At 66.5% G+C, this 18939-nt stretch carries 23 protein-coding genes; 11 read left to right on the top strand and 12 right to left on the bottom strand.

The genetic code is table 11. The features are described from left to right. Nucleotides 1-2 precede the first annotated feature (2 nt). From ACZ5BO_RS24060 to ACZ5BO_RS24070, 3 genes are all read right to left on the bottom strand, one after another. Nucleotides 3-998, bottom strand: a complete 996-nt coding sequence (locus tag ACZ5BO_RS24060; RefSeq protein ID WP_464696729.1) for a diaminopimelate epimerase — start codon at nt 996-998, stop codon at nt 3-5. Nucleotides 999-1073: 75 nt separating this feature from the next. Further along, nucleotides 1074-1502 carry a RidA family protein gene (locus ACZ5BO_RS24065; protein ID WP_464696731.1) on the bottom strand — a complete coding sequence of 143 codons (429 nt, stop codon included), beginning with the start codon at nt 1500-1502 and terminating at the stop codon, nt 1074-1076. Nucleotides 1503-1534: 32 nt separating this feature from the next. Next, entirely contained in the window at nt 1535-2533 is a 999-nt protein-coding gene (locus ACZ5BO_RS24070) for a cyclase family protein (protein ID WP_464696732.1), read from the bottom strand. 98 nt (nt 2534-2631) lie between these two features. Between ACZ5BO_RS24070 and ACZ5BO_RS24075 the strand changes: the two genes are divergently transcribed. After that, nucleotides 2632-3522: a LysR family transcriptional regulator gene (locus ACZ5BO_RS24075; RefSeq protein ID WP_025126385.1), complete on the top strand. Its 891-nt coding sequence runs from the start codon at nt 2632-2634 to the stop codon at nt 3520-3522. Between the two features lie 3 nt (nt 3523-3525). Here ACZ5BO_RS24075 and ACZ5BO_RS24080 read toward each other — a convergent pair whose 3' ends face one another. Next, nucleotides 3526-3996 (bottom strand): Lrp/AsnC family transcriptional regulator, encoded by a 471-nt coding sequence (locus ACZ5BO_RS24080; RefSeq protein ID WP_025126384.1) that lies wholly within the window; start codon nt 3994-3996, stop codon nt 3526-3528. 241 nt (nt 3997-4237) lie between these two features. Here ACZ5BO_RS24080 and ACZ5BO_RS24085 point away from each other — a divergent pair, with 241 nt between their 5' ends. Then, nucleotides 4238-5389, top strand: coding sequence for an MFS transporter (locus ACZ5BO_RS24085; RefSeq protein WP_025126383.1), 1152 nt, complete (start codon nt 4238-4240; stop codon nt 5387-5389). Between the two features lie 550 nt (nt 5390-5939). Here ACZ5BO_RS24085 and ACZ5BO_RS24090 read toward each other — a convergent pair. The 4 genes from ACZ5BO_RS24090 to ACZ5BO_RS24105 all read right to left on the bottom strand — a co-directional run bounded on the left by ACZ5BO_RS24090 (nt 5940) and on the right by ACZ5BO_RS24105 (nt 10241). Further along, complete coding sequence (locus tag ACZ5BO_RS24090) at nt 5940-8384, bottom strand: TonB-dependent siderophore receptor (protein WP_464696733.1); 2445 nt, start codon at nt 8382-8384, stop codon at nt 5940-5942. A 97-nt stretch (nt 8385-8481) separates the two neighbouring features. After that, a complete protein-coding gene (locus ACZ5BO_RS24095; RefSeq protein ID WP_464696734.1) occupies nt 8482-9462 on the bottom strand; it encodes a FecR family protein in 981 nt (326 codons plus the stop codon). Nucleotides 9463-9505: 43 nt separating this feature from the next. After that, nucleotides 9506-10006 (bottom strand): sigma-70 family RNA polymerase sigma factor, encoded by a 501-nt coding sequence (locus tag ACZ5BO_RS24100; RefSeq protein WP_464696735.1) that lies wholly within the window; start codon nt 10004-10006, stop codon nt 9506-9508. Between the two features lie 82 nt (nt 10007-10088). Continuing rightward, a complete protein-coding gene (locus tag ACZ5BO_RS24105; protein ID WP_172682011.1) occupies nt 10089-10241 on the bottom strand; it encodes a hypothetical protein in 153 nt (50 codons plus the stop codon). A 124-nt stretch (nt 10242-10365) separates the two neighbouring features. On the opposite strand from ACZ5BO_RS24105, the gene ACZ5BO_RS24110 reads away from it, so the two are divergent. From ACZ5BO_RS24110 to ACZ5BO_RS24120, 3 genes are all read left to right on the top strand, one after another. Next, nucleotides 10366-10941 carry a helix-turn-helix domain-containing protein gene (locus tag ACZ5BO_RS24110; RefSeq protein ID WP_025126380.1) on the top strand — a complete coding sequence of 192 codons (576 nt, stop codon included), beginning with the start codon at nt 10366-10368 and terminating at the stop codon, nt 10939-10941. Between the two features lie 69 nt (nt 10942-11010). Next, complete coding sequence (locus ACZ5BO_RS24115; RefSeq protein WP_025126379.1) at nt 11011-11457, top strand: hypothetical protein; 447 nt, start codon at nt 11011-11013, stop codon at nt 11455-11457. A gap of 58 nt (nt 11458-11515) precedes the next feature. Next, entirely contained in the window at nt 11516-11962 is a 447-nt protein-coding gene (locus ACZ5BO_RS24120) for a GNAT family acetyltransferase (protein WP_464696736.1), read from the top strand. 17 nt (nt 11963-11979) lie between these two features. Here ACZ5BO_RS24120 and ACZ5BO_RS24125 read toward each other — a convergent pair whose 3' ends face one another. From ACZ5BO_RS24125 to ACZ5BO_RS24135, 3 genes are all read right to left on the bottom strand, one after another. Next, on the bottom strand, nt 11980-12396 hold the full coding sequence (locus tag ACZ5BO_RS24125; RefSeq protein WP_025126377.1) for a hypothetical protein: 417 nt from the start codon (nt 12394-12396) through the stop codon (nt 11980-11982). 205 nt (nt 12397-12601) lie between these two features. After that, a complete protein-coding gene (locus tag ACZ5BO_RS24130; RefSeq protein WP_464696737.1) occupies nt 12602-13417 on the bottom strand; it encodes an AraC family transcriptional regulator in 816 nt (271 codons plus the stop codon). A gap of 335 nt (nt 13418-13752) precedes the next feature. Further along, a complete protein-coding gene (locus ACZ5BO_RS24135) occupies nt 13753-13959 on the bottom strand; it encodes a hypothetical protein (RefSeq protein WP_157838042.1) in 207 nt (68 codons plus the stop codon). Here ACZ5BO_RS24135 and ACZ5BO_RS24140 point away from each other — a divergent pair. From ACZ5BO_RS24140 to ACZ5BO_RS24160, 5 genes are all read left to right on the top strand, one after another. Then, nucleotides 13958-14275 (top strand): YXWGXW repeat-containing protein, encoded by a 318-nt coding sequence (locus ACZ5BO_RS24140; RefSeq protein ID WP_464696738.1) that lies wholly within the window; start codon nt 13958-13960, stop codon nt 14273-14275. The genes ACZ5BO_RS24135 and ACZ5BO_RS24140 overlap by 2 nt on opposite strands. A 48-nt stretch (nt 14276-14323) precedes the next feature. After that, complete coding sequence (locus tag ACZ5BO_RS24145; protein ID WP_464696739.1) at nt 14324-14905, top strand: RNA polymerase sigma factor; 582 nt, start codon at nt 14324-14326, stop codon at nt 14903-14905. Next, nucleotides 14902-15342 carry a hypothetical protein gene (locus tag ACZ5BO_RS24150; protein ID WP_464696740.1) on the top strand — a complete coding sequence of 147 codons (441 nt, stop codon included), beginning with the start codon at nt 14902-14904 and terminating at the stop codon, nt 15340-15342. Before ACZ5BO_RS24145 ends, ACZ5BO_RS24150 begins: the two co-directional genes overlap by 4 nt. Further along, nucleotides 15339-15818 (top strand): periplasmic heavy metal sensor, encoded by a 480-nt coding sequence (locus tag ACZ5BO_RS24155; protein WP_464696741.1) that lies wholly within the window; start codon nt 15339-15341, stop codon nt 15816-15818. Before ACZ5BO_RS24150 ends, ACZ5BO_RS24155 begins: the two co-directional genes overlap by 4 nt. Nucleotides 15819-15913: 95 nt before the next feature. Next, a complete protein-coding gene (locus tag ACZ5BO_RS24160) occupies nt 15914-16126 on the top strand; it encodes a YXWGXW repeat-containing protein (protein WP_464696742.1) in 213 nt (70 codons plus the stop codon). Between the two features lie 200 nt (nt 16127-16326). Here the strand turns inward: ACZ5BO_RS24160 and ACZ5BO_RS24165 are convergent, their stop codons facing one another. Further along, nucleotides 16327-17202: a LysR family transcriptional regulator gene (locus ACZ5BO_RS24165; protein WP_025126370.1), complete on the bottom strand. Its 876-nt coding sequence runs from the start codon at nt 17200-17202 to the stop codon at nt 16327-16329. A 226-nt stretch (nt 17203-17428) separates the two neighbouring features. On the opposite strand from ACZ5BO_RS24165, the gene ampC reads away from it, so the two are divergent. Then, on the top strand, nt 17429-18601 hold the full coding sequence (gene ampC, locus ACZ5BO_RS24170) for a class C beta-lactamase (RefSeq protein WP_464696743.1): 1173 nt from the start codon (nt 17429-17431) through the stop codon (nt 18599-18601). The last annotated feature ends 338 nt before the right edge of the window (nt 18602-18939 follow it).

Below are 18939 nucleotides of genomic sequence, written 5' to 3' on the forward strand. Positions count from 1 at the left end.
CCTTATTCAGCCAGCGCCCGCGCCGTGCCGAACAGGCTCACCCGGGTCAACACGCCATCAGTCTCTTGCAACATCAAGGGCGCGGTGCCGCCTGGCATCAGCACTTCGACCCGCCCGGCCTTGACCCAGCCCAGCCGCCAGGCCGCGCAAGCCACGGCGCTGGCGCTGGTGCCCGAGGACGCGGTCGGCCCCTCTCCTCGTTCGAACACCCGGGCAACGATGCGCTGCGCCGACTGCCGCGCCGCCCATTGCAGGTTGACCCCCGCCGGGCACGGCTCGCCGTGGCCCAGGGGCAGGGCAAAGGCGATGGCGGTCAACCCCTCGGCCAGGGGCGCCTGGAGCATCTGCGGGTTGTCCGGCAAGGCATCGGCGTCCTCCACCAGGGTCACGCAGTGAGGATTGCCGATGCGCACGAACTGGCTGTGTTCCCACAGCGGATTCAGCGCCTGCAAGGGCGCCACCCGGCTTAGCTCACAGCCGTCGAGGGTCACCGCCTCGACCCCCATGGCCGCCACCGCCTCGGGGCCGAACGAGGGCTGGCCCAGGTCCAGCCAGAAGCCCGCCTGCCCCGCCACTTGTGCCGGCTCCACCACCGTGGCCACCGGGGACGCGCCCGCGCCCTGGTCATGGTGCACCTGCAGGCGTGTCGATCCTTCAGGCGCCAGCAGCCCTTGCTCGGTCAGGGCCTGGGAAAAGATCGTCAGGCCATTGCCACTGCGCTCGGCCAGGGTGCCGTCGGTGTTGACGATCAGCAGATCGAAAGGCGCCGCGTCCTGGAACGGCCCCACCAGCAAACCATCGCTGCGGTGGGCCTTGGCCCCGGGCGGGCGGGTGCCCGGGGCCCAGTCGCACAAGGCGGCGATGGCCTGTTCGGTCCACAGGCGCCGGTCCCGGGCCGCCTGGGCCGCGGTGGCGGGCAAGGCGACCCCCAGGCGGCGCAACGCCGCGGGAGCCACCACGCCATACAGATTGCCTCGTGCATCGTAGAACGCCGCCATCACACCGCCTCCAGAAAAAACCGAGCCGCTGACATTACGGAGAATGCAGCGGCTCGGCCAGAGGGCAATGCCGGTTCAGGGGGCCAGGGCGGCAATCGCCTCGATTTCGAACAGCATGCCGTCCAGGGCCAGCCGCGGCACCGGGATCAGGGTGCAGGCTGGGGTCGGTGCCGGCCCCCACAGTGCCTTCAGCTGGTTGCCAAAGATCGCCAGGCGCTCATGGCTGTGGTCGACGATCAGCACCGTGAGCTTGGCCACCTGGCCGACCTCGGCACCGGCGCTGGCCAGGGCGACCTGCAGGTTGGCCAGGGCCTGGCGCACCTGGCTGGCAAAATCCGCCGACAACTGGCCGTCGGCGGTCTCGCCGCCCTGCCCGGCGACAAACACCAGCCGTGCACCGGCGGCCACCTGGGCCACATGGGAGTAGCCATTGGTGCTGGGGTCATACAGCCCGGCCGGGTTGGACAGCGCCAGGACCGGGGTCGAAGAAGGTTGGGTGGACATGCTGAGCTCCTGAGGAAAACCCCTCCGCCAGGTCAGCGGATGGGCAAGGCCATGGGGCGGATCGGCGCCGCATCCGCGCCCCGCAGTTTAAGTGAAGCGCCGATAAAAGCGAACTGGTAGACCTGGTCCCGGGCCAGCCCTTCCAGGTTCACCAGTTCCAGGATCGGCGCGCCCTGCATCGCCAGCAGGTAGGTGTGCAGCGGCAGGTAGTTGCCCTCCACCTCGGAGGGGAAGGTTTCAAAACTCAGGTTGTCGGCCCCCACCACCATGGCGCCGCCCTCCTCCACCAGGAACTTCGCCGCATCCAGGCTCAGGCCCGGCGGGTTAGCCATGTAGCGCTGGGCATTGTCGTAGTCGCGCATGCGCCCGGTGCGGATCAGCACCACGTCGCCCTTCTCCAGGGCCACTTTCTGCCGGGCCAGGGCCTGCTGCAGGTCGGCGCGGGTGACCCGGTAGCTGTCCGCCAGTTGCTCCAGGCCCTTGGCCGCGGCGACATCGATCAGCACCCCGCGGGCAATGATCGGCGGCAGTTTTTCCGCCCCCGTGACGTTCCAGCCGCGGTCCCCCAGGTGCTGGTCGGCGCGGTAGCCGTTCCAGATCTTGCCGTTGAGGCCGAAGTGGTTGAGGGCGTCGATATGGGTGCCCATGTGGGCGTACATCGACACCGCCGAACCGCTGTAGCTGACGTGCTGGTTCATCGGTTCGCCGACCTGCATCGGGTCGGCGATCACGTTGCCGTGGGGGGTGTGGGTCATCCACATCTGGTACGGCGGATCGCCTGCGGCCTGCCAGCTGGGCATGCCGACGAAATAGTCCACCGCCAGGTCGTAGGCCTGCTCGCCACTGACCCGGGCCATGATCGCCGCCCGCGACTGGGGAGTGATCAGGTTCAGGCGGCCGATCTCGTCCCTGGGCCCCCAGGGGCTGATACCCACCTCGGGCCGGACCGCCGTGGCGGCGTGGCACAGGCCACTGAGCAGGGACAGGGCCAGCACCCCGGAAGCCATCTTCAACATTGCGCGATGAGCCATGACAACACTCCTGTGAAATGAAGTGGCCATGGTATTGAGTGGCAGATCAGAGATAATCAGCGATTTCGTGGACACATATTCAACCCAGGAGAAACAATATGGATGTGCTGATGGCCATGCGCACCTTTCGCCGGGTAGCGGAACGCGCCAGCTTCAGCCAGGCCGCCGCCGACCTCGGGCAATCCACGGCGGCGGTGAGCAAACAGGTACGCCAGCTGGAAGAACGCCTGGGCAGCCTGTTGATCCTGCGCACCACCCGGCGCATGAGCCTGTCGGAAGCCGGGCAGCGCTACTTCAGCGAATGCTGCCACCTGCTGGACGAACTGGACGCCCTGGAGCGTGCCACCCAGGCCGGCCTGCACGAACCCGGCGGGCGCCTGCGGGTGAATGCGCCGCTGTCTTTCGGGCTCAAGGTGCTGTCGCCGATCCTGGTGGCCTTCATGCAGCGCTACCCGCAGTTGCAGGTGGACCTGACCCTCAACGACCAGGTGCTGGACGTGGTGGGCGAAGGCTTCGACGTGTCACTGCGGATTCGCCGGCAACTGCAGGATTCGTCGCTGATCGCCCGCCAGCTGGGCCAGGTGGAACAGGTCATCTGCGCCGCGCCGGCCTACCTGCAGGCCGCGGGCACGCCGACCAGCATCGCCGACCTGCATCAGCATCGCTGCCTGGCCTACCGGCTGGCGGAACACCCGGGGCGCTGGCAGTTGCAAGGCCCGGAAGGCCAGACCCGGCTGGAGTTGCCGGTGCATTTCTCCGCGGACAACAGCCTGCTGCTGGCCGACATGCTGGTGGCCGGCCTGGGCATCGGCGCCCTGCCCGGCTTCCTCGCCCAGCCGTTGCTGGACAGCGGCCAACTGCTGCGGGTGCTGCCGGACCAGCACCTGCCCGGGCGCCAGATCTATGCGCTGTACCCCAGCCAGCGCCACCTGTCACAGAAGGTCCGGGTGTTCGTGGACTTCCTGGTGGAGGCGCTGCAGGCGCCCTGAGCCTCAGCCGGTCGTGGGCACTTCCAGGCCGACCTTGACCCGGTTCATCGCCACCAGGGTCTTGAAGCGCTTGACGTTGGGGTTGTCGAAGAACAGCTCGCGGGTCAGCTGGGTGTACTGGGCCATGCTGCGCACGCAGAAGATCAGCACGAAATCGCACTCGCCGGCCACGTAGTAGCACTGCTGGACCTGGGGGCAGGCCTGGAAACAGCGCTTGAGGGCATCGATCTGGTCGATGCGCTCACTCTCCACTTCCACCTCGACGATGATGCTCAGCTCGTGGCCCAGGGCATCCGGCGCGACGATGGCGCTGTAGCGCTCGATCACCCCCTCGTCGCAGAGGCGCTTGAGCCGCCGGTTGACCGCCGCGGTAGACAGGTTGACCCGCAACCCCAGCTCGCTTTGCGCAGTGCTGGCGTCACGTTGCAGCTCGGCGAGCAACTTCAGGTCATAGGCGTCGAGACTGGCGTTCATGGGCAGGAAAACTCCGGGGAGGGGCGGCACGCGCTGCAACGTTTTTGCGCAAAGCCGGCGAGTATGCGAAACAAACCGCCGGCCTGCGCAAATTTATTTCAGCCATGACCCACTGTGCAAACGCCGCGCTGCTGATTACTGCAACCTTCCATGGCTAGATTTGTCACAATCGCGACCCGGCCGCCATTACGCCATGGGGGCATCAGGTGGCCGGCAGCGAGTTCGATCGCCAAGGATTTTTATGACTGCCAGCAATACCCACTTCCAGGCCGCCCCCGGCCGCCTCGAACAGATGTCCACGCGCATCGCCTTTTTCATCGCCGGTTTCGGCATCGCCGCCTGGGCCCCGCTGGTGCCCTACGCCAAGGCCCGGGCCGGGCTCGACGAGGGCACCCTGGGCCTGTTGCTGCTGTGCCTGGGGGTGGGCTCGATCCTCGCGATGCCGATTGCCGGGGCCCTGGCCGGGCGCTTCGGCTGCCGCCGGGTGATGGCCGGCGGCACTCTGCTGATCTGCCTGGCCCTGCCCTTGCTGGCTACCCTGACCTCGATTCCGCTGCTGATGGTGGCGCTGTTCATGTTCGGCGCCGGCCTGGGCGGCGTGGATTCCACGGTCAACCTGCAGGCGGTGATCGTCGAGCGGGCCAGCGGCAAGACCATGATGTCGGGCTTTCACGGGCTGTTCAGCCTGGGCGGGATCGTCGGTGCCGCGGGGGTCAGCGCCTTGCTCGGCCTGGGCCTGTCGCCCCTGGGCGCGACCCTGGTGGTGATCGTGCTGATGCTGCTGGCACTGCTCAAGGCCGCGCCGCACATGCTGCCCTACGGCAGCCAGAGCTCGGGCCCGGCCTTTGCCGTGCCCCATGGCGTGGTGCTGTTCATCGGCTGCCTGTGTTTCGTGGTGTTCCTCGCCGAAGGCGCGGTGCTGGACTGGAGCGCGGTATTTCTCACCGACGAGCGCAGCCTGGATGCGGCCTACGCCGGCCTGGGTTACGCCGCCTTCGCCCTGACCATGACCCTGGGCCGCCTGACCGGCGACGCCATCGTCCATCGCCTGGGCGCGCGCCGGGTGATCATCATCGGCGGCGCCACGGCCGCCACCGGCCTGTTGCTGGCGACTTTGGCCCCGGCCTGGGAAGCGGCGCTGGTGGGCTATGCCCTGGTGGGCGCGGGTTGCTCGAACATCGTGCCGGTGCTCTACACCGCCGTGGGCAAACAGAAGGTCATGCCGGAAAGCATCGCCGTGCCGGCCATCACCACCCTGGGTTATGCCGGCATCCTGGCCGGGCCGGCGGTGATCGGCTTCATTGCCCATGGCAGCAGCCTGAGCGCGGCCTTCGGCCTGATTGCCGTCCTGCTGCTGGCGGTGGCCGCCAGCGGCAAGGTGCTCAAGGTCTGAGCCACTGAAGCAGCCATGGGCCGAACTCTGCGTTGCTTCAGAGATTCGCCGGCAAGCCGGCTCCTACAGATGCCATCGTCATGTAGGAGCTGGCTTGCCAGCGAAGGGGCCGACCGCTGTGGCCCTTCATCCCGAACCGGCGCCGCTCCCGAGATTCGCCGGCAAGCCGGCTCCTACAGGCGCCACCGTCATGTAGGAGCTGGCTTGCCAGCGAAGGGGCCAGCCGCTGTGGCCCATCATCTCGAACCGACGCCGCTCTCGGGATTCGCCGGCAAGCCGGCTCCTACAGATACCACCGTCATGTAGGAGCTGGCTTGCCAGCGAAGGGGCCGGCCGCTGTGGACCATCATCCCGAAACGGCGGCGCTCTCGGGATTCGCCGGCAAGCCGGCTCCTACAGGCGCCACCGTCATGTAGGAGCTGGCTTGCCAGCGAAGGGGCCGGCCGCTGTAGACCATCATCCCGAACCGACGTCGCTCTCGGGGTTCGCCGGCAAGCCGGCTCCTACAGGTGTCACCGTCATGTAGGAGCTGGCTTGCCAGCGAAGGGGCTCAGAAGCCGACGCTGGCCTGGACGAAGAAGGTCCGGGGTGCGCCGACGTAGATCCCCGAGTTGTTGTCGCTGGAGCGGGTGAAGTACTGGCGGTCGAAGACGTTCTTCACCCCGGCACCCAGCTTCAGGTTCGACAGCTGCGGCCCGAAGTCATAACCACCACGGATGTTCCACAGCACATAGCCCGGCATGTCGCCGTACTGGCCGTCGGCGCTGCCCTCGGTGATGTAGTTGCCGTTGAAGCTGCCGTTGCTGTTCACCCCGGTGCCCGGCGAGTGCTGCCTGGACTGGGCGAAGGCGTCGAGGTTGTAGGTCCAGCGGTCGATGTCGTAACGCAAGCCGACCGTAGCCACCTGGCGCGAGTAGAACGGCAGGTCGCGGCCCTTGAAGCCGGGGATCTCGCCTTCGTAGCTGGCGCGGGTGTAGGTGAAGCCGGCGTTGGCGGTCAGGCCGTCGAGGCGTGGGTCCAGGGCCGCCAGGTCATAGTGCACCGAGGCCTCCAGGCCCTGGTGCTTGGTGGCCCCGAGGTTGGTCCAGCCCACGTCGTTGCTGATGTATTGCAGCTCGTCGTCGAAGTCGATGTAGAACAGCGTCACTTCACCGCCCCACACATCGTCGTTGTAGCGGGTGCCGAGCTCGTAGGTCTTGGCCTTTTCCGGGCTCAGGCCGTTGGCCGTCTGGTCGCCCTTGCCGCCCTGGCCCAGCTGGAAGTACTGCAGGCTGCCAAAGGAGGTCTCGTAGTTGGCGAACAGCTTCCAGGCGTCGGACAGGTGGTACATCACGCTCAGGGCCGGCAGCGCTTCGTTGCTGTCGATGCTGCGGCGCTTCTCCTGGACTCGCACACCATTGGTGCCCGCCACCGGCCGGTCGTGCCAGTTGGTGCTGATGTCCTCGAAGCGGATGCCCGGGGTGATGGTCCAGTTGCCGACATCGATCTTGTCATCGATGTAATAGGCGTTGGCCTCGGTGCCACCGGTACGGTCCTGGTAGACGTGGCCGTCGGAGTCGGCAGTCAGCACGGGCTGGTTGTTCACCAGGGCCACGCGGCTGGCCTGTTCATGCATGCCTTCCTTGAGGTAGCGATAACCCACGCTGACTTCCTGGGTGGTGGGCCCCAGGTCGAACACCCGAGACACCCGCGGCTCGATGCCGAAGGTGTAGTAGGTACGCGGGTAGGACACCAGGGTCTTCTGGTCGCGGGCGGCGATGTTGCTGCCGCGGAAGCTGTCGGAGTAGTAGGTCAGGACTTCGAATTGGGTGCGGTCGTCAACCTGGCGCAGGTACTTGAAGGACACATCCTTGCGCCGGCCGCTGAAGTTGTCCCAGTCGCGGTCGGAGTCGTAGGGCTTGGCGTCGTACTGCTTCTGGGTCAGGCCGCCGGGCATGTCGGCGGTGGCGTCGTAGTAATGCAGGTTGAACCAGAACTCGTCCTGCTCGGTGGGCGCCCAGTGGGTCTTGAGGATCACGTCATCGATGTCGTTGCCGTTGTTGCGCTCGCGGTAGCCATTGCCGTTGACCCCGGAATACAGCAGCGCTACCCCCAGGCCGTTGTCTGCGGTGCCGCCGAGAAACGCCGTGTCGATGTGCTTCCAGCCGCCGCGCTGAGAGGTTTCCAGGGTGGTGCCGATTTCCCCGGTGGCCTGTTGCGGAATCGCCCGGGTCACGAAGTTGATCACCCCGCCGACGTTCTGCGGCCCGTAGCGCACGGAACCGGCACCGCGCACCACGTCGATGCTGTCCAGGTTGCCGGAGGAAATCGGCGCCATGGACAGCTGCGGCTGGCCATAGGGGGCGAACGCCGCCGGCACGCCGTCGATCAGCACCGTGGAGCGCGGCGACAGGCGCGAGGTCAGGCCGCGCACGCCGACGTTCAGGGAAATATCGCTGCCACCGGTGCCGTTGGCATCCTGGACCTGTACCCCAGGCACTCGCCGCAGCACGTCGCCGACGTTCATCGCGCCCTGCTCCACCATGGCCTCGCGGCGGATCACCGTGCGCGCCCCGGGGTGGTTCTGGACCTTTTGCGCATCGGCGTCACCGAGCCAGTCGCCCACCACGCTGATGCTGCTGGTGCCCAGTTCCAGGGCGCCGCTGCTGGCCGCCGGGGCCGGGCTCAGGGTCACCGAGCCGCCGTCGATCCGGTATTGCAGGCCGCTGCCCTGGAGCAACTGGCCCAGGGCCTGTTCCGGGGACAGGTTGCCGTCCACCGCCGGGGCCTGCTTGCCGGCCACCAGCTCAGGGCTGAAGAACACCTGCAGCGAAGTCTGCAGGCCCAACTGGCTCAGGGCCTGGCCCAGCGGCTGGGCCTGGATGTGAATGGCGCCGGCGGCTTGCCCGGCCTGGGCCTGGGGCAAGGCCGCACTGACCGCCAGGGCCAGGGCCAGGGGCAGCCAGCGGCGCGCGGGCAACGGGGATACGGCGGGAGAAACGGCTATTTTTTTCACGTCGGCGGCAGTCCTGTCGATCACACAAAGGTGCGTCTGTTAATGCAAACCAGTTGCAGTTGGACAAGAAGACGATGAACTGAAAAAAAACCTGAATCTAACGGGAAAAAATTTCCTGGCTACCGTCGGCATGGGTCCGCACCTCCACCGGCAAGATGCTCGGCAGGGCCTTGAGCAGGGCCTGGGTGTCGTCGGACTTGAACACGCTGGTCAGGCGCAGTTCACCCACTGCAGCGCTGGCCACCCGCAGGGGCTGTTCGCGGTAGCGTGAGACTTCAGCCACCACGTCGGCCAGGCGGGCGTCGTTGAACACCAGCTTGCCGCTGCGCCAGGCCGTGAGTGCCTCGGGGTCCACCGCGTAGGCCGCAGCCACCTTGCCGTGCTCATCCACATGGGTGCCCTGGCCCGGGGTCAGGGTGATGAAATCATCTGCCGCGGCGTCCCGCCCCTGGACCTTGACCCGGCCCTGCTCCACCGCCACTCGGGTCTGCTGGGCATCGCGGCGCACATCGAAACGGGTGCCGGTGACCGTGACCTTGCCCACGCCCGCCGCCACCACGAAGGGCCGATCGGTGTCGTGCTCGACGCTGAACAGGGCTTCACCCTCAACCAGTTCGATCAGCCGCTGGTTCCTGGCATAACGCACCTGCAGGTGGCTGCGGCTGTTCAGGTCGATCTGCGAGCCATCGGGCAAGGCCACATGGCGGCGCTCACCCAGGGCGGTGACGAACTCTGCGCTGTAGGAAACCGGCTGGTTGAGGCCACTGAACAGACCCAAGCCCACCGCCAGCGCCGCGACCCCGGCGGCCAGGGCCACACGCAGCAGCGGACGGCGCCGGGCCTTGGCCGGGGCGTCACACAAGGCTTGCAAGCGTGCCCTGGGCACCAGGTCAGTAGCCGCCCACAGGGCTTCGAGCAGCTGGAATTCATGCCGGTGCTGCGGATCCTCGGCCAGCCACTGCTGGAACTGCAGTTGCTGTTCCGAGCTCAGCTCGGGCTCCTGCAACCGCGTGAACCAGGCCGCGGCCTCGTCGCGAATTCTCGCCTGCGCGCTGGCGCAATCGCGGCTGTCCATCATGCAAATTCCTGTTTGGCAGAGGGTGAGAAAACGCCACGACCGATCATGGGGCCGACCCGTCCAGACGGTCGCGCAGATGCCGCAGGGTGCGGATCATATACTTTTCCACCATGTTTTTTGACAGCCCCAGGCGCTCGGCAATCTCGGCCTGGGTCAGGCCTTCGATCTTCTGCCAGACGAACACCTTGCGGCAGTTCACCGGCAATTCACCAAGCGCCCGCTCGATGGAGTCGGCCAGCTGGATCGCGTGCATGACATGCTCCGGGTCGCCGCTGGGCGACACGCTGAGGTGATCCCCTTGCTCTTCCAGGGCCCCGCGCCGATCTTCGCGACGGAAGGCATCCACGGCAATGTTGCGCGCAGTCTGATGCAGGTACGCCCGCGGCTGCAGCACCGTGCCGGCATCGGACTCCAGCACCCGGACAAAAGTGTCGTGGGCCAGGTCCTCGGCCTGCTGACGATTGCGCAGGCGCCGGGTCCAGGTGCCGATCAACTCTTCGTAGTGCTCGAAAAAGCCTGGTCTGCGGGGCGGCTTGGCTGTCATCGCGGTGCGCTGGGGAAGTGGGGCGTGAATAGTAATGCTTCGCATTAATGCCGGCAATGGATTCCCCGCTCGGCGGTCGGCCCTAGCGGCTGTACCAGCGGGGCGACTCGACAAACAGGTGAGTCTGCCCCGCCACCAACCAGTCCCCCAGGCACTGTTGCAGGTGGGCCAGGCAATGCACGGCCAGGTAGATTTCGTGGTACGGAATGACCACCAGGCGCAGGCTCAGGCCCATGGGTCCGCCTTGTACAATCGGTTCATCTCGGCGCCCTTGTTTTATTTATACCGAACATTTGACCGATATAATGAACGTCGAAATTTATCTGCGTCAAGAGAATCAAGGATGATTTAATAGATATATGAACGATAAAACGAACGACCCAACCTCCCTGTCACCCATCGGCCTGCTGGCCATGGCCATCAAGCGCGAGCGCCTGAACGCTGGTTTCTCCGTTTCGGAACTGGCCAAGCGGGCTGCGGTGGCCAAGTCCACCCTGTCCCAGCTGGAAGCCGGGCTGGGCAACCCGAGCATCGAGACCTTATGGGCCCTGGCCCAGGCCATGGGCTTGCAGGTCACGCGGTTTTTCCAGCAACCGGCGCATCAACTGAAGGTCATCCGTGCCCACGAAGGCACCACCGCCCATGCCGAGGATGCCCACTACGCGGCGACCCTGCTCGATGACTGCCCGCCGGGGGCGCAGCGCGACCTGTACCGCCTGAAGGCGCAACCCGGCCAGGCGCGCCAGTCCAAGGCCCACCTGCCGGGCACCGTGGAACACCTGGTGATCTGCAGCGGGCGGGCCCTGGCCGGGCCTGCGGACAGCCCGGTGAGCCTGGAGGCCGGCGACTACATCCGCTACAGCGCCGACCTGCCCCATGTGTTCGAAGCCCTGGAGGCCGACACCACGGCGATCCTGGTCATCGAACATCACTAGAGCCCGGGCATTTATCTGTCGGGCCAAGTCTGGAATCATGGCCCCCCGCCTCAACAGGAGTGAGCATCAATGCCGTATTTCTCCCGCCGTGCGCCCCTCCTCGGCCTGCTGCTGGCCAGCCTCGCCGCCCAAGCCACGCCCAAGCAGGACCAGGACCTTCACATCTACTACAGCATGGTGCCCGGCCAGTTCATGCTGATCGGCAAGGAGCCCGATGGCGGGCCGACCTACTCGGGCAGCGCGGTGATCCGCTACGAGAACCAGGGCCTGACCCTGGTCAAGACCATCGACGGCAAGACCACCACCGCCACCGGCAAAGTGGAGCGGGCCAGCATAGCCGAGGCCGATGTGCTGCGTTTCAGCTGGCCGGGGCACAACGCCACCTGCCTGGTGCGCGGCGACCTGGACAACTACTCACGCTTGAGCTGCTACTGGACCCGGGACGGGGTGGGCCACAAGGAACCGGGGCTGGAAGCCTATTTCCCCACCGAAACCTGGCCCGGCCATCAGGACTGAAACCTGCCGGCGGCTAAACCCGCCCCTCTGTGCTCCCCCCACTTTAGCGAGCCACGCCATGATCCAGATCGTCGAATACAGCAACCTCCACCATCGCCAGCCGGTGATCGACCTGTGGCACCGCAGCTTCGGCTACGACACGGCCCACAACACCCCGAGCCTGGCCATCGACCGCAAGCTCGCGGTGGATGACCGGCTGTTCTTCGTCGCCCTGGACCAAGGACAGGTCATAGGCACCCTGATGGCCGGCTATGACGGCCACCGTGGCTGGCTCTACGCCCTGGCGGTGGACCCGCAACAGCGCCGGCTCGGCACCGGCCGGGCCCTGGTGCGCCATGGCGAACAGGCCCTGCAGGGCCGCGGCTGCCTGAAGATCAACCTGCAGATCCTCAGCAGCAACGCCGCCGTGCAAAGCTTCTACCAGGCCCTGGGCTATCAGGCCGAACCACGGATCAGCATGGGCAAGGTGATCACCGCTAACGTCCCCGAACACCTGCGTGGCTAGGGGCCGCCGCGCCGCCCTCACCAGTTGTGCCGGTTGCTGCGCGGTGGCGCCAGCAGTTGCTGGGCCAGGCTGGCGGCCGCCAGCGCCGAGGCACTGTGCAACAGCGGATAACCCCAGAACTTTTCATAGGTATCGGCAAAGGCCTCGACCCCGGCCTGGGCCTCGGGCTCCGGGGCGATGACGATCATGGCCTTGATCCAGCGACGGATCGCCGCCTTGTTGCGTTTCATCCACAACGAACCCTGCTTGAGCAATGCCTTGCTCTGCTGGGAGTTGCGCTGCGCAGGATCGGGCATGGCATCGCTCATCAGGACAAAGGCCTGACCGCGCTGCATCAACGCCTCCAACTGCTGGAACGGCTCGACTCCCGGCTGCCCGGCGCCCTCGGCGGGACGCATCCAGACCAGGGGAAAATGCTGATGATCGAAGTACATGGGAACACCTCAAGAGAGCTGATAAACAAGAATGGTTATCATCTTCTCCTGCTGGCCTGTCCGCATCAGTCGAGATTGACAAGTTATTGATCAATCCGGCCAAACGACCGCAATGCTGGAGATGGCCGTGGCGGTCTTCAAGGCGCTGGTGTTCGTCAGGCAAGGCCCTGCGGTCCTTTGCGCAGCCTCGCGGGCTCAGCAGCGGCTACAGGGGTTGGTCGTGTTCCAGGGCCTGACGGCGTTCGGCAAAGAAGCGCCCCGGCGGCTGGCCGACGGCTTTCTTGAACATGCGGATAAAGGCGCTGGCGCTGTCATAGCCCAGGGTCAGCGCGACCCGTTCCACCGTGTCGCCCCGGCCCAATTGCTTGAGCCCCAGAAGAATGTGCAACTGGCGCTGCCAGCGGCCGAAGCTCAGGCCGGTCTCGGCCACAATCAGACGGCTCAGGCTGCGTTCGCTGAGGCCAATCTGCTCGGCCCATTGCCCAAGGCTCAGGCGGCGTTCCGGCTGTTCAAGGATCTGCCCGGCCAGGCGCCGCAACTGTTCATGCCGGGGCATGGGCAGGTGGATCTGCTCCCGGGGAGCGGCCGCCAGCTCGTCCAGGGCCACGGCCATCAACCGCCCCTCGGCCCCCTGCTGGTCATAGAGAACGGGCAACTGCGCGCAGCGTTGCAGCAGTTCCTGCAATAGTGGCGACACTGCCAGGGTGCAGCAGGCCTGCGGCAGTGAGCGGGCATGCTCGGGTTCGACGAACAGGCAATAGCCCATGGCGTTCTCCAACCCCTGGACCCGATGTTCGGTGGCGCTGGGGATCCATACCGCGCATTGCGGCGGTGCCAGCCACAGGCCCTCGGCGCTCTCGCAACTGAGCACGCCGGCCAATGGAAACAGCAGCTGGGCCTTGCGATGGCTGTGCCACGGCCGCTCCCAGCGCTGTTCCTGAGTCGAGATGCGCAAGGCGCACACCGGGCGCGCAATCGCATCCGGATCCTGGGGCTGATCCTGTTCGTTCAAGATGGGCATCCACCTTCCTCCACGGCATCGGGCCATGCCCGCCATCAACCCGACGGCCAGGCAGGCCCTGCAAGGTCGAGGATTGTGCCGGGGCCCCGGGAGTTAGCCAAGAACCGTGGGGCACGCCGGTCTTCATCCCAGCGCCCTAGCGGTAGTAGCCATAGCGATAGCAGCAGCCGTGGTAGTGCCCGGGGTAAACCACGCAACCGCCCAGGGAGAGCAGGGTGGCCATGACAATCAGCAGTGCAATACGACGGGACATGGTCAATTCCTCATGGGTTCAGTGATACGACCGGCAAGCGCCGCCGGCGACCATCGCCAGCCGTTGCTGCACGGTTACTGATTCAACGGCGCAGCGCGCAGACATCCGTCGCCGCCCCTGCACAAATATTTCCCGCCGCCTCTGCCAGCGCCCTGCCCGCGCCAGCTGAACCCGGGTTGAACCAGGCGCGGATAAAAATTTCAGTTGCCCGCGACGGATTCCCAGCCCATCTATCGTTGAACCCATCAGCTGCGTTCATCAGCGAACGCAGGCCTGAAGGAGTCATCATGAAGCTTGTCCGTTCCCTGCTGCGTCTGCGCACGTTGCTGCTGGTCCCCCTGGTACTTGGTGCGCTGGCAAGCACGCCCACTTATGCCGAAACCATCATCATCCAGCAGGCGCCACCGCCCATGCGCTATGAGCCGATGCCGCTGGCCCGCCCCGGCTACGCCTGGGACCGCGGCAACTGGCGCTGGCGCGGGCACGGCTACGTCTGGGTGCCCGGCCACTGGCAACCGGTGATGCAGCGCGGGCGCTGGATGCCCGGCCATTGGCAGGCCCACGGGCCGCGCTGGTACTGGGTCGAAGGCCGCTGGGTGCGCTGATGCCCTGATGCCCTGGACTACCCCGTTAGCGGACCGAGACCTGCCCATTTGAACGAAACCGACCCGGATCTGGAGTTGCTCAAACGCATCGGCAACAACGACGCGCAGGCCGTGAAAGAAATGGTCACGCGCAAGCTGCCGCGCCTGCTGGCCCTGGCCAGCCGGCTGCTGGGGGATGCCGACGAAGCCCGGGACATCGCCCAGGAGAGCTTCCTGCGGATCTGGAAACAGGCCGCCAGCTGGCGCAGCGAACAGGCACGGTTCGACACCTGGTTGCACCGGGTGGCGCTGAACCTGTGCTACGACCGCCTGCGCCGGCGCAAGGAGCATGTGCCGGTCGATAGCGAGCACGCCTGCGAAGCGCTGGACACCCGCCCGGCGCCCGATGAACAACTGGAGGCCAGCGCGCAGAGCCGGCGCATGGCCCAGGCCCTGGACCAACTGCCGGAGCGCCAGCGCGAGGCGATCGTCCTGCAGTACTACCAGGAGTTGTCCAACACCGAGGCTGCGGCGCTGATGCAGATCAGCGTCGAGGCCCTGGAAAGCCTGCTGTCGCGGGCCCGGCGCAACCTGCGCAGCCACCTCGCCGAGGCCCCCGGCGCGGACCTCTCAGGAAGGAGAACACCATGACCCCCGAACGCTTCGTGCACCTGGCCGAGGCCTATGGCGCGGACCTGCAACGCTGGCCCGCCGAGGAGCGCGCCAGCGCCCAGGCGCTGCTCAGTACCGGCAACACCTGGGCCCAGGAGGCACTGCAACAGGCCCTCTGGCTCGACCGCCAGCTGGACCGTTATCAGTTGCCCGAGCCGAGCCCGGCGCTGGTCCGGCAGATTCTCGCCACAGCGCCCGGCCGCCCGCCGCTGCCGTCCTTCTGGCGGCGCTACGCTAGTTGGCTGGCGTCCCTGGGCTGGGTCGGCGTGGGCCTGACCGGGGTCGCCGCCGGCATGCTGGCGGTGACCCTGAGCCTGCCCCTGCCCAGCTCTTTTGCCGAAGCCCTGCCCAGTGTCTTCGACCAGAGCGACGCGGAGTTCATCCTGAGCATCAATGCCGAGGAGGCCGAACAGTGAGCCAGTCCACCCGTGCGCTGAAAACCTTCCTGGTGCTGTCGCTGCTGCTCAATGTATTTCTCATCGGTGGCGTGGCCGGCGGCCTCTACCAATGGCTCGGCCAGCCCAGACCCGTGCAGGCCCTGGCGGTGCCCCAGCATGGCCTGCGCCAGGCCATGGCTTTGATGCCGCAGGAGCATCGCCGGCAGTTGCGCCAGCTGCTGCGCCAGACCCGCAATGACAGCCAGGCGCTGATCAGCGCCGCGCGCGAAGCGCGCCAGGGAGTGGTCCGCGAACTGGCGGCCGATCAACTGGACCGCGGCGCCCTGGACGCCGAGCTGGGCAAATCCCGGGAAGCCGACAGTGCCCTGCGGGCCCGGGTCGACGAGGCCCTGGCGACCTTCGCTGCCAGCTTGTCGCTCAGCGAGCGTCAGCAACTGGTGGAGGCCATGTACCTGCGTGACGGCGGAAAAAACCGCGGGGCCAAACGCAATTGACGACACCGGCGACGGATTGCCTGGCGAACCGCGTTCAATCAGCAACGGCCCCCTCAGCGCAGTGGGCCTTCTGCCAACCTTCGGGAAACCTGACCATGCTCCGCGCCCTCCAAGCCTTCCTTATCGCCACACTGCTCGGCACCACCCTGGCCAGTTGCGTGATTGCCCCGGCCCATCCGCGCCGGCCATCCCCGCCAATTGTCGAAGTGATACCGGTGGCGCCGGCTCCGGGTTACCACTGGGTGGCCGGGCACTACCGCTGGCGGGCCAACCAATGGGTCTGGATGCCCGGGCACTGGCGGTATTGAGGATCGCCCCATGGCCTGCGCTTGCGCCCTGTAGTCGCCGGCCCGGGGGCGTGCGCATCATCGATGCGGCCAGGCACCCAAGGGCAGGTTGCGCACCGAGCCGATTGCACGACGCCCACCGTACAGTCCGTCGCTCCAGGCCAGGTCGCAGCGGTGCCAGGTTGCGCCAGCAGGTCCCTGCCCCGGGCGCGGCCCTTGCCCTAGCCTTTGGCCGTCTCCAGCAGCCACGCCCTGAAGGCCCCCATGGCCGTCGTTTCGCCACGGGACTGCAAGCGGGTCAGCCAGTAACTGCCGGTGACGATGCCGAGATCGAACGGCTGCACCACCGCGCCGCTGGCCAGTTGCCGCTCGAACATCAGCGGTGGCGCCAGGGCCACGCCCATGCCCTGCAGCGCTGCTTCCAGCATGCCCAGGGAAGAATCGAAGACGATGCTCTGGGGCAACAGGCTGTTGCCGTCCAGTCCCGCCGCCTGGAACCACTGCGGCCATTCATCGGTGCGGTAGGAGCGCAGCAGGGTCTGCCCCAGCAGGTCCGCCGGGCTGTGCAACTGGCGAGCGATCTCCGGCACGCACAACACCGACAGCGGCGCCTGCAGCAGTCGCTCGGCGTCGATGCCATGCCAGGCCCCACTGCCGAAACGGATGGCGTAGTCCAGGCCCTCGGCGGCCACGTCGACCCGGTTGTTGTTGGTGCTCAGGCGCAGGTCGATATAGGGATGGCGGGCCTGGAAATCCGCCAGGCGCGGCAGCAGCCAGCCCACGGCGAAGGTCCCTACCGCGCCCACTGTGAGCACCTCCCGGTAGTGGCCGCCGTCGAACCGCCCAAGGGTCTGGGCGATGCGATCAAAGCATTCGCGCAGCACCGGCAACAGGGTCTCGCCTTCGCTGGTGAGCATCAGCCCGCGAGGCAGGCGCTTGAACAGGGTGACGTTGAGCTGGGCCTCCAGGCTCTTGACCTGATGGCTGACCGCAGCCTGGGTCACGCACAGCTCGATGGCCGCGCGGGTGAAGCTCAAATGACGTGCCGAGGCTTCGAAAGCCCGCAGCGCATTCAACGGCAGATGGGGACGCAGCATGCTCATTCCCTAGTTTTTCTAATGGCTCCTGCGAGATATCGTCGTTTGCCGATCCTCTGCAGACTGCCTACATTGGCCTGGCTCGCGCAGCGCTGGCCACGCTCTCCCCTGTCAGGAAGACCTCGCAAGCACGACGTCACCGGGCCTTCGGGCAGAACCCCGGGGGCGGAAAACCGCACGCAAGCGTGGGGTCAAAATTATCAGAACTCATGGAAAACAGCCGATCATGCAACAAAAAACCTTAGCCGGACTAGGCATCACCAGCGCCTGCGCGCTGCTCCTCGGCACCTCGGTCGCCCTGGCCGATACCCCTCAGGACCAGGCCCTGAAAACCACAGTCGATGCCACCATTCGCCCACTGATGCACCAGCAGGGCATCCCCGGCATGGCCGTGGCGGTCATCGTTGATGGCCAGCGACATTACTTTAACTACGGGGTCGCCTCCAAGGACAATCAGCATCCGGTGGACAACGACACCCTGTTTGAAGTCGGCTCGGTGAGCAAGACCTTTGCCGCGACCCTGGCCGGCTACGCCCAGGCCAGCGGCAAGCTGGCCCTCAAGGACAACGCCAGCCAGTACCTGCCGGCCCTGCGCGGCAGCGCCTTCGACGGCGTCAGCCTGCTGCAGCTGGGCACCTACACCGCCGGCGGCCTGCCGCTGCAGTTCCCCGACGCGGTCCAGACCCAGGAGCAGACCCTGGACTACTACAACACCTGGAAGCCGCGCTTCACCCCAGGCACCCAGCGCCAATATTCCAACCCCAGCCTCGGCCTGTTCGGCTACCTCAGCGCCCGCAGCCTGGGCCAGCCGTACGACCAGTTGCTGGAACAGACGCTGTTTCCCAAGCTCGGCCTCAAGCATAGCTACCTGCAGGTGCCAGCAGACCAGCAGAGCCATTACGCCCAGGGCTATGACAAACAGAACCAGCCGATCCGGGTCAGCCCCGGGCCTCTGGACGCCGAGGCCTACGGGATCAAGACCAGCGCCGCGGACTTGCTGCAATACCTGGCCGGCAACCTGCAGCCGGGCCAGTTCGACGACACCCTGCACAAGGCCCTGCTGGCGACCCAGAGCGGCTACTACCAGGTGGGTGACATGACCCAGGGCCTGGGCTGGGAACGCTATGCCTACCCGGTCTCCCTGGCCCGGCTGGTGGCCGGCAACTCGACGCAAATGGCCCTCGAGCCGCACCCGGTGCAATGGCTGACCCCGCCCCAGCCGCCCAAGGCCGACGCCTTGTACAACAAGACCGGTTCCACCAGCGGCTTCGGCGCCTACCTGCTGTTCGTGCCCAGCCAGCAGATCGGCATTGTCTTGCTGGCCAACAAGAACTACCCCAACGACGAACGCATCAAGGCCGCCCACAAGATTCTCAGTGCCCTGGAAGCCACGAAGTAAGGACAACCACCAGGGGCAGCGGGCGCAGGCCCCCTGCTCGCGAATCCAACCTTTTGTGAAAGCCACGTTGCCGGCAGCGCCAACGTGGCTTTTTTCTGCTCGCGGCAAACCCGACGCCGGGACGCAGGGGCCCCTGCACGGCGGTGACCCGGCCAGACGGGCCATGGACTCCTGGGTGGCGATAGCCACCCGCTGAGAGCCCATGCCGATCCACTGCCAACTTGTGGCAAGGGAGCTTGCTCCCTCTGGGGCGTAGCCCCCAAGGCCGGCCATCAAGCACAGGCCAGACCTGCACACTCAGGTTGACCGCCGCCAGGCTGCGTGGCGCCAAACCACCG

It is taken from the genome of Pseudomonas sp. FFPRI_1, from assembly GCF_055384485.1.

Bases quoted from the DNA above. Each gene is read 5' to 3' on its own strand.
- ACZ5BO_RS24060 (WP_464696729.1), bottom strand. From the start codon at position 998: ATGGCGGCGTTCTACGATGCACGAGGCAATCTGTATGGCGTGGTGGCT.
- ACZ5BO_RS24065 (WP_464696731.1), bottom strand. From the start codon at position 1,502: ATGTCCACCCAACCTTCTTCGACCCCGGTCCTGGCGCTGTCCAACCCG.
- ACZ5BO_RS24070 (WP_464696732.1), bottom strand. From the start codon at position 2,533: ATGGCTCATCGCGCAATGTTGAAGATGGCTTCCGGGGTGCTGGCCCTG.
- ACZ5BO_RS24075 (WP_025126385.1), top strand. From the start codon at position 2,632: ATGGATGTGCTGATGGCCATGCGCACCTTTCGCCGGGTAGCGGAACGC.
- ACZ5BO_RS24080 (WP_025126384.1), bottom strand. From the start codon at position 3,996: ATGAACGCCAGTCTCGACGCCTATGACCTGAAGTTGCTCGCCGAGCTG.
- ACZ5BO_RS24085 (WP_025126383.1), top strand. From the start codon at position 4,238: ATGACTGCCAGCAATACCCACTTCCAGGCCGCCCCCGGCCGCCTCGAA.
- ACZ5BO_RS24095 (WP_464696734.1), bottom strand. From the start codon at position 9,462: ATGATGGACAGCCGCGATTGCGCCAGCGCGCAGGCGAGAATTCGCGAC.
- ACZ5BO_RS24100 (WP_464696735.1), bottom strand. From the start codon at position 10,006: ATGACAGCCAAGCCGCCCCGCAGACCAGGCTTTTTCGAGCACTACGAA.
- ACZ5BO_RS24105 (WP_172682011.1), bottom strand. From the start codon at position 10,241: ATGGGCCTGAGCCTGCGCCTGGTGGTCATTCCGTACCACGAAATCTAC.
- ACZ5BO_RS24110 (WP_025126380.1), top strand. From the start codon at position 10,366: ATGAACGATAAAACGAACGACCCAACCTCCCTGTCACCCATCGGCCTG.
- ACZ5BO_RS24115 (WP_025126379.1), top strand. From the start codon at position 11,011: ATGCCGTATTTCTCCCGCCGTGCGCCCCTCCTCGGCCTGCTGCTGGCC.
- ACZ5BO_RS24120 (WP_464696736.1), top strand. From the start codon at position 11,516: ATGATCCAGATCGTCGAATACAGCAACCTCCACCATCGCCAGCCGGTG.
- ACZ5BO_RS24125 (WP_025126377.1), bottom strand. From the start codon at position 12,396: ATGTACTTCGATCATCAGCATTTTCCCCTGGTCTGGATGCGTCCCGCC.
- ACZ5BO_RS24130 (WP_464696737.1), bottom strand. From the start codon at position 13,417: ATGCCCATCTTGAACGAACAGGATCAGCCCCAGGATCCGGATGCGATT.
- ACZ5BO_RS24140 (WP_464696738.1), top strand. From the start codon at position 13,958: ATGAAGCTTGTCCGTTCCCTGCTGCGTCTGCGCACGTTGCTGCTGGTC.
- ACZ5BO_RS24135 (WP_157838042.1), bottom strand. From the start codon at position 13,959: ATGATGACTCCTTCAGGCCTGCGTTCGCTGATGAACGCAGCTGATGGG.
- ACZ5BO_RS24150 (WP_464696740.1), top strand. From the start codon at position 14,902: ATGACCCCCGAACGCTTCGTGCACCTGGCCGAGGCCTATGGCGCGGAC.
- ACZ5BO_RS24160 (WP_464696742.1), top strand. From the start codon at position 15,914: ATGCTCCGCGCCCTCCAAGCCTTCCTTATCGCCACACTGCTCGGCACC.
- ACZ5BO_RS24165 (WP_025126370.1), bottom strand. From the start codon at position 17,202: ATGCTGCGTCCCCATCTGCCGTTGAATGCGCTGCGGGCTTTCGAAGCC.
- ampC (WP_464696743.1), top strand. From the start codon at position 17,429: ATGCAACAAAAAACCTTAGCCGGACTAGGCATCACCAGCGCCTGCGCG.